The 9,368-nt window shown below is 63.8% G+C and carries 11 protein-coding genes and 2 pseudogenes; 1 reads left to right on the top strand and 12 read right to left on the bottom strand.

The window, feature by feature from the left end; translation table 11 throughout:
* The 11 genes and pseudogenes from EOA79_RS25575 to EOA79_RS25525 form a co-directional block, all read right to left on the bottom strand.
* Positions 1 to 438, bottom strand: a pseudogene (locus EOA79_RS25575) (hypothetical protein); the annotation flags it as partial.
* A gap of 7 nt (positions 439 to 445) precedes the next feature.
* Positions 446 to 907 (bottom strand): protein TolR, encoded by a 462-nt coding sequence (gene tolR / locus EOA79_RS25570; protein ID WP_067319458.1) that lies wholly within the window; start codon positions 905 to 907, stop codon positions 446 to 448.
* Between the two features lie 9 nt (positions 908 to 916).
* Entirely contained in the window at positions 917 to 1,627 is a 711-nt protein-coding gene (gene tolQ, locus EOA79_RS25565) for a protein TolQ (protein WP_067001789.1), read from the bottom strand.
* Positions 1,628 to 2,022: 395 nt separating this feature from the next.
* Positions 2,023 to 2,496: a tol-pal system-associated acyl-CoA thioesterase gene (ybgC, locus tag EOA79_RS25560; RefSeq protein ID WP_095824086.1), complete on the bottom strand. Its 474-nt coding sequence runs from the start codon at positions 2,494 to 2,496 to the stop codon at positions 2,023 to 2,025.
* A 147-nt stretch (positions 2,497 to 2,643) separates the two neighbouring features.
* The gene (locus tag EOA79_RS25555) at positions 2,644 to 3,546 is read right to left on the bottom strand and encodes a metallophosphoesterase (protein ID WP_095824087.1); all 903 of its coding nucleotides are present in this window, start codon (positions 3,544 to 3,546) and stop codon (positions 2,644 to 2,646) included.
* Between the two features lie 128 nt (positions 3,547 to 3,674).
* A complete protein-coding gene (gene ruvB / locus EOA79_RS25550) occupies positions 3,675 to 4,712 on the bottom strand; it encodes a Holliday junction branch migration DNA helicase RuvB (RefSeq protein ID WP_095824194.1) in 1,038 nt (345 codons plus the stop codon).
* Positions 4,713 to 4,755: 43 nt separating this feature from the next.
* Entirely contained in the window at positions 4,756 to 5,376 is a 621-nt protein-coding gene (gene ruvA, locus EOA79_RS25545; RefSeq protein ID WP_095778095.1) for a Holliday junction branch migration protein RuvA, read from the bottom strand.
* A 10-nt stretch (positions 5,377 to 5,386) separates the two neighbouring features.
* Positions 5,387 to 5,806 (bottom strand): type II toxin-antitoxin system VapC family toxin, encoded by a 420-nt coding sequence (locus tag EOA79_RS25540; RefSeq protein WP_082980671.1) that lies wholly within the window; start codon positions 5,804 to 5,806, stop codon positions 5,387 to 5,389.
* Complete coding sequence (locus EOA79_RS25535; RefSeq protein WP_067319466.1) at positions 5,784 to 6,053, bottom strand: AbrB/MazE/SpoVT family DNA-binding domain-containing protein; 270 nt, start codon at positions 6,051 to 6,053, stop codon at positions 5,784 to 5,786. The genes EOA79_RS25540 and EOA79_RS25535 overlap by 23 nt, the downstream gene beginning before the upstream one ends.
* Positions 6,054 to 6,106: 53 nt before the next feature.
* A complete protein-coding gene (gene ruvC, locus EOA79_RS25530; protein ID WP_067001770.1) occupies positions 6,107 to 6,619 on the bottom strand; it encodes a crossover junction endodeoxyribonuclease RuvC in 513 nt (170 codons plus the stop codon).
* Positions 6,620 to 6,827: 208 nt separating this feature from the next.
* A complete protein-coding gene (locus EOA79_RS25525; protein ID WP_095824088.1) occupies positions 6,828 to 7,358 on the bottom strand; it encodes a DUF1465 family protein in 531 nt (176 codons plus the stop codon).
* A gap of 519 nt (positions 7,359 to 7,877) precedes the next feature.
* Here EOA79_RS25525 and EOA79_RS25520 point away from each other — a divergent pair.
* Entirely contained in the window at positions 7,878 to 8,429 is a 552-nt protein-coding gene (locus EOA79_RS25520) for a DUF2269 family protein (RefSeq protein WP_095799969.1), read from the top strand.
* 40 nt (positions 8,430 to 8,469) lie between these two features.
* Here EOA79_RS25520 and EOA79_RS25515 read toward each other — a convergent pair.
* Positions 8,470 to 9,239 (bottom strand): annotated as a pseudogene (locus EOA79_RS25515) (sulfite exporter TauE/SafE family protein).
* Between the last annotated feature and the right edge of the window lie 129 nt (positions 9,240 to 9,368).

Below are 9,368 nucleotides of genomic sequence, written 5' to 3'. Positions count from 1 at the left end.
GACCTCTTCCTTAGGTGTCGGCGTCGGCGCGACTTCGGTCGCCGGGGTCGGCTTCGGCTTTTCCTGCGGCTTCGGCACGTCCTCGACCGCCGGCTTCTCGGTCGGCGTCGGCGCCGGGGGCGGCGCGGATGTCTTCTCGACCGGCTTCGGCTTGGCTTCGTCCGTCGCCGGCTTGTCGGTGTCGACGCTGTTCTCGCCGACCTTCTGCGCGTCGGGGACGATATCCGGGCGCTTGGTCGGCAGCGGCGCCGGCTTGTCATGCATGACCGCTTTCTTGTCGCCCTGCAGGGTCTGCGCGATCGCTTCCATCGGCACGATGTCGACCGCGACGGACTCCACGTCGGAAGCCGGCATGGCGGGCGGCGAGGACAGCGTGAACAGCCCGAAGGCCAGCGCCACCGCATGCAAGATGACCGATGAGGTGAGGCCGGTCCGCATTTGGCGTTTACTGATCCTGTTCCTGCAGCGAAACCAGGCCGATGTTCTTGTAGCCGGCGGCCGAAATGCGGGCCATGACCTTCATGGCGGTGCCATAATCCGTCGACTTGTCGCCGCGAATGAAGATGCGCTCGTCATAGCCGGTCTTCGAGATTGCCTGCAGCTTCGCCACCAGCTCCTCGATCGGGATCTCGGTTTCCTGCAGATAGATCTGGCCGGCCGCGTTGATCGACACCGTGATCGGCTGCGTGTCGACATTCATCGCCTTGGCTTTCGTGTCGGGCAGGTCGATCGGAACGCCGACGGTGAGCAGCGGCGCCGCGACCATGAAGATGATCAGCAGCACCAGCATCACGTCGACCATCGGCGTGACGTTTATTTCCGACATCAGGCCATGATGACGACCGCGCCGCCGGTGGCCGCGTCCGCCTCGCCCTATGCCACCTGCGCTAGCAGCAGACATACCCATGATCGTACCTCAGGCCTTCTGCGCGACTTTTTCATCGATTTGGCGCGAGAGTATGGCGGAGAACTCATCCGCAAACCCTTCCATGCGCACGGCGAGCTTGTTCGCATCCGATGACAGCTTGTTGTAGGCGATGACGGCCGGAATGGCCGCGAGCAGGCCGATGGCCGTCGCCAGCAGCGCTTCCGCGATGCCGGGCGCCACGACCGACAGGCTGGTGTTCTTCGAGGCGGCGATCGCCTGGAAGGAGGTCATGATGCCGATGACGGTGCCGAACAAGCCGATGAATGGCGCGGCCGAACCCGTGGTGGCGAGGAAGCCGAGCCGACCCTCCAGCCTTTCCATCTCGCGGGTCAGCGCGAGATCCATCGCCTTGTCGATGCGGGTCTGCAATGCCAGCGCCGATTTGGCGCCCTTCTCGAAGCTCTTCTTCCATTCGCGCATGGCGGCGACGAAGATCGCGCCCATGCCGGTGGTCTTGCGGTCGGCGAGCGTGCGGTAGAGCTCCTCGAGCGACTGTCCCGACCAAAACACCTGCTCGAAGCGGTTGAGCGCCATCCGCATGCGGCTATAGGCGACAAGCTTGTCGATGATGATCGCCCAGGTCCAGATCGAGGCGCAGAGCAAGCCGATCATGACCAATTTGACCACCCAGCCGGCCTGCATGAACAAGGCCCATATCGACAAATGCGCGCCCGGGTCGGCGAGTGCGATGTTTTCCATGACTACGTCCTTAAGATTTTTCCGGGCATCGCTGGCGGCTGGCCCATGGCATCCCTTTGATCCGATCGCGCGAAGCCTGAAGCTCGCGGGACAAGCCCCGAATGCACCGTTTCGCGGCGTTTTCGGGGCAAACCTTGGTGAAAGGAAGGCACACGAATTGCGCCAATCTTCACCAATTCCTTCATGAACCGTTATGGTTAAGGATGGGTTAGGAGATGAAGCGTGGCGCATTGCCGCGCCCACCCGGCCGGCGCCATGCTGGACGCGGCCGATCAGTGCACATCGCGCTGAAGCGGGTCCGGGCGACGCGCTTTTGGTTGTTTTGGTGGATGTCGTTGTCCCAGAACGGGCAACTCCTGCGTGACAGGGATTCGGCCGAAGCCGGTTCGCGGTGATCAGTCGCTCGCCTTCGGCATAAAGGCCGCGACCCATTCCTTCGGAAATCTGCGCGGGCGGCCGTTCTCCCCGATGATCGCCGCCTCGACCTTCGCTTCGACCAGCACCTCGCCGCCACGCTTCAACTGCTGCGCCATGAAGATGCGGGCGCCCGAAATGTCCTCGGTGCGCGTGTCGATGGTGAGGATGTCGTCCATGCGGGCCGGCGAACGGAAGTCGATCTCCATGCGCCGCACCACCCAGACGATGCGCTCGCCATGCTTGCCATCGGCAAGCTCGGTGTGATGGACGCCGGCGAGCCTGAGATAGTCCGAGCGCCCACGTTCGAAGAATTCGAGATAGCGCGCATGGTAGACGACGCCGGAGAAATCGGTGTCGGCATAGTAGACGCGGGCCATCAGGCGATGGCCGGATTGCGTCAGCGCCCCCGAGAGCCCGGCGCTGAGCGCTGCGGATTCACCATGATCGTCCATCGCGCTTTCCTTATTCAGGCCCGAACAGGCAGGTGTTTGGCGCGAGAACCGGATGGCACTGTTGGGCGCGATGATCAAGCCTTGATGGCGGGGGTTCTGGCGCTTTTGGCGCCTGCGCGGTTTTCCGTCCGCGTGAAAATGCCGGAGCTACCCGAGGTCGATCTGCAGGATCTCTGGTGGCATGCCGAACCGGACCGGCATGATGCTGAAGCCGAGCCCGCCGGAAACGATCAGGTTACGATCGTTCTCGACGACATGGCCATAGGCGTAGCGGTTGCCGAAGTCGGACGGCACGACCGGCGAATAGCCGAACAGCCGCACCTGCCCACCATGGGTGTGGCCCGAAAGCGTTAGCGAAACTCGCCAAGGCACTTTCGGAAAGATGTCCGGCTCATGCGCGAGCAGGATGATCGGCTCGTCGCCTTGCACCTTGGCAAGCGTCCCGCCGAGGTCGTCCAGGCCCTTGAAGCCGTGGCGGCCCAGGGCTTTGCTCGACCGGATTGCCAGTTGGTCCGCGAGTCCAGCGATCCAGAAGCCCTGCCCGTCCTTCTCCAGCCGCATCACGTCGTTTTCCAGCACCGGGATGCCGACTCTCTCCAGTGCCTTGCGCGCGGCCGTTGGCCCGGCCATGGCCAGTTGCGCCGCATGATCGTGCCACCAGTCGTGATTGCCGAGGATCGAGAGCACGCCGAGCGGCGCCTTCAGCCCTGACAAAGCGGCGGCCCACTCCGGTGCAGACACTTCGGCCGTGACCAGCCGCATTCCATCGACATAGTCGCCGAGCAGCACGATCAGGTCTGGCTGCAGGGCATTCGTCCGTTCGACGAGCGAAGCGATCCGCTCCGACGTCATCCAGGGATGGCAGGCATGAATGTCGGCCAGTGCTGCGACGCGCAGCTTGAGGCCCACGGGCCAGTGCGGCGGCGTCAGCGAGTAGCGTTTCACATGGGCGAGCAGCATCGGCTCAATGCCGACCGCATAGGCGCTCAACGACACCATGGACAGGAACGATCCGCCGATGAGGCGCAGAAAGCCACGTCTGGTGATCATCGGTCAGCCCCGACCCCCGGAAATGCGTCAAGCTGCCTTAGAGGCTGCAATTGTGCCTTCAGCTTGGCGGAGCTGGGGAGATTTCGCGCAGGAAGCCCTTCAAGGCGCGTCCGACGAACAAATGTCCGTTACTCGTCCTGGAACAGGCTGATCTGCTGCTGCGCGAGGTCTTTCGGTGCTTCAAGGCCGAGATGCCGCCAGGCATTGGCGGTCAGCACGCGGCCGCGCGGCGTGCGCTGGATGAACCCCTGCTGGATCAGATAGGGCTCGATGATGTCCTCGATGGCGTCGCGCGGTTCCGACAGCCCAGCCGCGATCGTCTCGATGCCGACCGGTCCGCCGCCGAAGTTGCGGGCGATCATCGAGAGATACCGGCGGTCGAGCGCGTCGAGGCCGAGCCCGTCGACTTCCAGCCTGGTCAGCGCCTCGTCGGCAATGCGTTTATCGACATGGCCGTTTCCGGCGACGGAGGCGAAGTCTCGCACCCGGCGCAACAGACGTCCGGCAATGCGCGGCGTGCCGCGAGCGCGGCGCGCGATCTCCAGCGCGCCGTCGTCACCGAGCGGCATCGAGAGGATGCGGGCGCCGCGGCGCACGATCTGCTCCAGCTCCTCGACCGTGTAGAAATTGAGCCTGACCGGGATGCCGAAACGGTCGCGCAGAGGATTCGTCAAAAGTCCGAGCCGGGTTGTCGCCGCAACCAACGTGAAGCGGGCGAGATCGATTTTGACCGAACGCGCCGCCGGCCCCTCGCCGATGATGAGATCAAGCTGGAAATCCTCCATCGCCGGGTAGAGGATTTCTTCCACCGCCGGATTGAGCCGGTGGATTTCGTCGATGAAGAGCACGTCGCGCTCCTCGAGATTGGTGAGCAGCGCCGCAAGGTCGCCGGCCTTGGCGATGACCGGCCCCGACGTCGAGCGGAAATTGACGCCGAGCTCACGCGCCATGATCTGCGCCAGCGTCGTCTTGCCGAGCCCCGGCGGGCCTACGAACAGCACATGGTCGAGCGCCTCGCCGCGGCTCTTGGCGGCATCGACGAAGACCTTGAGATTGGCACGCGCCGCAGCCTGGCCGACGAACTCGTCAAGCGACTGCGGCCGCAAGCTCTGGTCGGCATCCTCGCCACGCTTGTCGGGGGCAATGAGACGGGGCGAAAGGCTCATGCGGTCTTCCTTGCATACGGCAAGGACCGGGACAAGCGCCACCTCACCGCGCCAGCTCCTTCAGGCCGAAGCGGATCAGCTTCGAGGCATCCGCCCCTTCGCCAGCCGACTTTAGGGCCGCGGCCACCGCATTGGCGGCGATGTCGCGCGAATAGCCGAGATTGACCAGCGCCGAGACTGCGTCGGTGATGGGTGCTGCCGCCACGCCTTCGCCAAGCTCCTGCTTGAGGCTGATCGTGCCGGTGGCGGCGCCCGCATAGGCCGGCGCCTTGGTGCGCAATTCGGTGACGATGCGCTCGGCCACCTTCTTGCCGACGCCCGGTGCGCGCGACACCATGGCGATGTCGCGCAACGCGATCGCATTGGCGAGGTCGGGCGGCGCCAGCGTCGACAGCACGGCCAGCGCCACCTTGGCGCCGACGCCCTGCACATTGTTCATCAAAAGGCGGAACCACTCGCGCTCGAGCGGGGTCTGAAAGCCGTATAGCCGGATCATGTCCTCGCGCACATAGGTCTCGATGAACAGCACCACCGCCTCGCCGGGGGACGGCAGCGCGGCAAGCGTGCGCGCCGAGCAATGGGCGACATAGCCGACGCCGTGCACGTCCACGACGCAGGAATCCTCGTCGATCTCATCCAGCGTGCCCTTCAGCTTGCCGATCATGTCCTGGCCTTCATGGATGCGTTTCCGGAGAGACGATTTCGAGGTCGGGGAAATAGCTGCGATAGCGAGGAGCGTCGCGCGTCAATAGGCGGTGACCAGCAACGGCAGCATGAGCACCAATGAAAAAATCCGGCAAGGTCCGCTCTCGAACACCGCCGGCCCGCCGATAACGGGAATGTGCCACCCCAGCCAAGAATGCGGCTTCCCAGGGCAAAAACTCGCGATCCATTTCAAGCCTCTCGGCTGCTTTCCTCAGCATTGCTTCGGAAGCAACCAGGGGAGCAAGCTCGGACCAGACGATGCTGTTGATGACCAACGCGCCATCGCGTCGGCAGGAGATAATCGCGGACGAAGACCATTCCGTCAGCGGCCCAGCCGGACCCCAGACGTCAATGAGCACGTTGGTGTCAATCAACGTCGAGATTTTCACGTGGTCCCCTCAACCACTCCATGTACTCGTCCGTCGTCATGCCGCCCAAATCCAGCGTCCCCTCCATCTTGCCGAGGACCTCTTTGAATTTGCGGGCAGCTTCCTCCTCCGAAATGTTTTCGTTGACGGCGACAAGCCGGGCGCCCTCGTCAGTAGCCACGAACTGGACCTCCGAACCCGGGCCTATGCCCAAGTGGTCCCTTATTTGTTTGGGGATCGTGACTTGCCCTTTGGTGGTCACACGCATGGTAATACTCCGAAGGTATTACTTAGTGCGCAAATGAGAACAAGTCAAGAACACTACCCGGCCAGCGCCGCCATTCGGTAGGCGACGCTTTGACGGTGATGCGCATGACATATGGCGATGGCCAGGGCATCGGCGGCATCGTCGGTCTCGAACACCGCTTTCGGCATCAACACTTTCACCATCATATGGATCTGCTTCTTCTCGCCGTGACCGACGCCGATCACCGCCTTCTTGACCGCGTTGGGCGCGTATTCCGCGACCGCCAGCCCGGCGCGCGCCGGCACCAGCATGGCGATGCCGCGCGCCTGGCCGAGCTTCAGCGTCGCTGTGGCATCCTTGTTGACGAAGGTCTGCTCGATCGCCGCCTCGTGCGGCATGGCCTGGTGCAGCACCTCGGCGAGCCCATCATGCAATTGGCAGAGCCTTGTTGCGAGCGGCGCCTTGTCGTCGGAACGCACGGTGCCGGAGGCGACGAAGCGCAGCGAATTGCCGAGGCTCTCGACGATGCCCCAGCCGGTGCGCCTCAGGCCCGGATCGATGCCGATGATGCGAATCGCTTCCCCCATGCGCCAAGTCTAACCGCGGCGCATGGCGATGCCAGTGAATTGTGAACAAACCAGAAACAGCCTGTGCAGGGCGGGGTGCTTCAGAATTCGGTCCGATGAGTCATATGGCGGCGTTTTCAAGAACCGGTGCGGAGCGTGCTTTGGTACGCGAGGACCGGACGCGCAAAAAACGGCGCCAGATGGCCATCAGAGCGTGCGGAGCAGCCTGTTAGCCGCGGGCGAAGGCCGTGTTCAGCAAGCTGATCTGATCGGAGACCGGGTTGGCGCGGCGGGTGGCGGCCGGCGTGTCGTTCATGGCGCCGCCGTAGATCTCCTCGTCCATGCGCTTCACCAGCGCCTGCAGGCGCAGCGACCGGCTCACCAGGTCCAGGAAGTCCTTTGGCAATTCGCTCCAGCCCAGCGCCTCGTCATGCGCGGAGGCGGTATCGAGCCGCACCTTGGATTTTTCCGAGGCGACCTGGTCGCGGGTCATCTCGCCGGAATTGGCCGCGCGCTGCAAAAGCAGCCAGGAGGCGACCTGCATCAGCCTCGTGGTAAGACGCATCGATTCGGCCGCATAGAGCGTCGCCGCCGTGCGCGACAGCTTCTTGGCTTCGAGCCTGCCCTTGCCGTCAAGATATTCGGCCGCCTGTTCGACCAGGCCCATGCCCTCCTGGTAAAGCGGCTTAAAGGATTGGGAGAAAACCCGGCGTTCCGCGAGCTTTATGGTTTTCGCGCTGCCCTTCGAAGGCTCGTTCATCGATACGCCCCTGCACTGCCGCAAGCCGATTCGGCATCCTTGCCGATACGGCCTGCACCCTTAAACGACTGAGGCTTGAAAATGCGCTTCGATGCCCATGAAGGCAAGCGCATGTTTAACAAACGGTTAACGCCGAGGCGCGCTGCCCGCCGGCGGCCAACGGGCAAAAAAAGAGCCGCGGATAAGGCGGCTCTCAGGAGTTTAACAGGGAGGCGTCAAACAAAGTGGCTCCAACCACTCGGTAAGAATCCAGACAAACTGGATGGTCCTAGTAAACGCCTGTAAAGCTTAATGAAGCCTTAACGCCGCGCGGAATTTTCAAGCGAACGGACTTTTCCTGTGCCGGAACGGGACGGCCCGACTCCTCCCGCGCCATCAAGCCCTGGATGCATATGGTGGCGCCGAAACATCGGCCCCGCCGCCGCGACATCGTTTCGAAACACGCTCCGCGCTAAACGCCCGCTCCTCTGGGCTGGCGCAGTCGACGCCGTCACCGATCAAGAAATGCAGGAGCACACCATGGACTGGTATTCGATCGTCAAATTCCTTCACGTCGTCTCGGCCATCCTGTGGGTCGGCGGCGGCTTCGTCCTGTTCCTGCTCGGCGTGCTCGCCGAGCGCGCCGGCAACATCCAGGACAAGCTGCAAGCGATGCGGGCGAGCGGCGAGCTCGGCGGCCGCTTCTTCGCGCCGATGTCGATGCTCACCCTGATTTTCGGCCTGATCATGTGCGGCTTCTGGGTTGGCTTTTCCGACCTGTGGATCATCATCGGCCTTGTCGGCTACGCCACGACCTTCTCGATCGGCATGCTCGTTTTCAAGCCGACCGGCGAGCGGATGGGGGCCATGGTCGCCAAGGAAGGCGTGACGCCGGCGGTTCTCGCCATCGGCCAGCGCATGATGCGCTGGGCGCGTTTCGACTACGCGGTGATGCTGGTGATCATCGCCGACATGGTGCTGAAGCCTACGCTTCACGACATCGGCATCCTCGCCGGCATGGTGCTGGTGATCGCGTCCGGCGCAGCGCTTGCGCTTGGCGGCGGCCGCCAGCTGGTGCCGAGCGCCGCTTGATCCTTCTGTAGCGGGCGGCGCCGGTGCGCCGCCCTGCCCATCACATCAGGCCCGCAATACCATCCCAGAGCAGCTTGAGCGCCACCACCGCCACCGTCGCGTATGTGAACGGATAAAACACCTCCGGCCGCATGCGGCGCACCAGCCAGGCGCCGGCGATGGTGGAAAGCGGCGCCAGCGGCATCAGCGCAAACGATGCGGTGAGATTGGCGCTGTCGAACTGGCCAAGCGCGAAATAGGGAATGAGCTTCAGCGCGTTGGTAGCGGCGAAGAAGATCGCCGCCGTCCCTGACAGCACCTTCGGGTCGAGCCGGATCGGCAGCGCGTAGACCTGGAAGGGCGGGCCGCCGACATGGGCGACGAAGCTGGTGAAGCCCGCAACGATGCCCCAGAACGCCGCAGCGATGCGGTTCGGCTCCACCTCGTGGTCGGCGCCGTGGCGAAACTGCAGATAGATCCAGCGCAGACGAAGACCAGCGCGACCGCGCCGACGATCAGCCGCACCATTTCCTCCGTCACCAGGGCCGCCGTCAGCCAGCCGAGGCCGATGCCGATGACGGCGCCGGGCATCATGTCGACCAGCATCTTGCGATCATAGACGCCCCACCATGTCCACACCGAAACGATGTCCATCAGGCAAAGGATCGGCAGCAGGATGGCCGCCGCCTGCACCGGCGGGATGGCCAGCGCCATCAGCGGCACGCCGACGAAGCCTACGGCGCCGCCGAAGCCGCCCTTCGACAGGCCGACGAGGATGACCGCCGGAATGGCGGCGGCATAGAACCAGGGATCGCTGAGCAGGCCTGACATGGGAGATACGGCGACAAGAAACGGCTGGAGGATGGCGGGAGACTTGCAATAGACCAGAAAGCGAAAGACCGCGATAGCCGAAGCGCCCCGCCAGCCGGTCGGCGCGATCAACTGTCCGTAATCCAGCCT

It is taken from the genome of Mesorhizobium sp. M1A.F.Ca.IN.020.03.2.1 (assembly GCF_004023205.1).
GTDB lineage: Bacteria > Pseudomonadota > Alphaproteobacteria > Rhizobiales > Rhizobiaceae > Mesorhizobium.
Note: the sequence above shows the minus strand (reverse complement) of the source record. Positions and strands in the feature narration are given on the sequence as shown.

Excerpts from the sequence above, each read along its gene's own strand:
- tolR (WP_067319458.1), bottom strand. The coding sequence starts at position 907 with ATGGGTATGTCTGCTGCTAGCGCAGGTGGCATAGGGCGAGGCGGACGC.
- tolQ (WP_067001789.1), bottom strand. The coding sequence starts at position 1,627 with ATGGAAAACATCGCACTCGCCGACCCGGGCGCGCATTTGTCGATATGG.
- ybgC (WP_095824086.1), bottom strand. The coding sequence starts at position 2,496 with ATGGACGATCATGGTGAATCCGCAGCGCTCAGCGCCGGGCTCTCGGGG.
- EOA79_RS25555 (WP_095824087.1), bottom strand. The coding sequence starts at position 3,546 with ATGATCACCAGACGTGGCTTTCTGCGCCTCATCGGCGGATCGTTCCTG.
- ruvB (WP_095824194.1), bottom strand. The coding sequence starts at position 4,712 with ATGAGCCTTTCGCCCCGTCTCATTGCCCCCGACAAGCGTGGCGAGGAT.
- ruvA (WP_095778095.1), bottom strand. The coding sequence starts at position 5,376 with ATGATCGGCAAGCTGAAGGGCACGCTGGATGAGATCGACGAGGATTCC.
- EOA79_RS25535 (WP_067319466.1), bottom strand. The coding sequence starts at position 6,053 with ATGCGTGTGACCACCAAAGGGCAAGTCACGATCCCCAAACAAATAAGG.
- ruvC (WP_067001770.1), bottom strand. The coding sequence starts at position 6,619 with ATGGGGGAAGCGATTCGCATCATCGGCATCGATCCGGGCCTGAGGCGC.
- EOA79_RS25525 (WP_095824088.1), bottom strand. The coding sequence starts at position 7,358 with ATGAACGAGCCTTCGAAGGGCAGCGCGAAAACCATAAAGCTCGCGGAA.
- EOA79_RS25520 (WP_095799969.1), top strand. The coding sequence starts at position 7,878 with ATGGACTGGTATTCGATCGTCAAATTCCTTCACGTCGTCTCGGCCATC.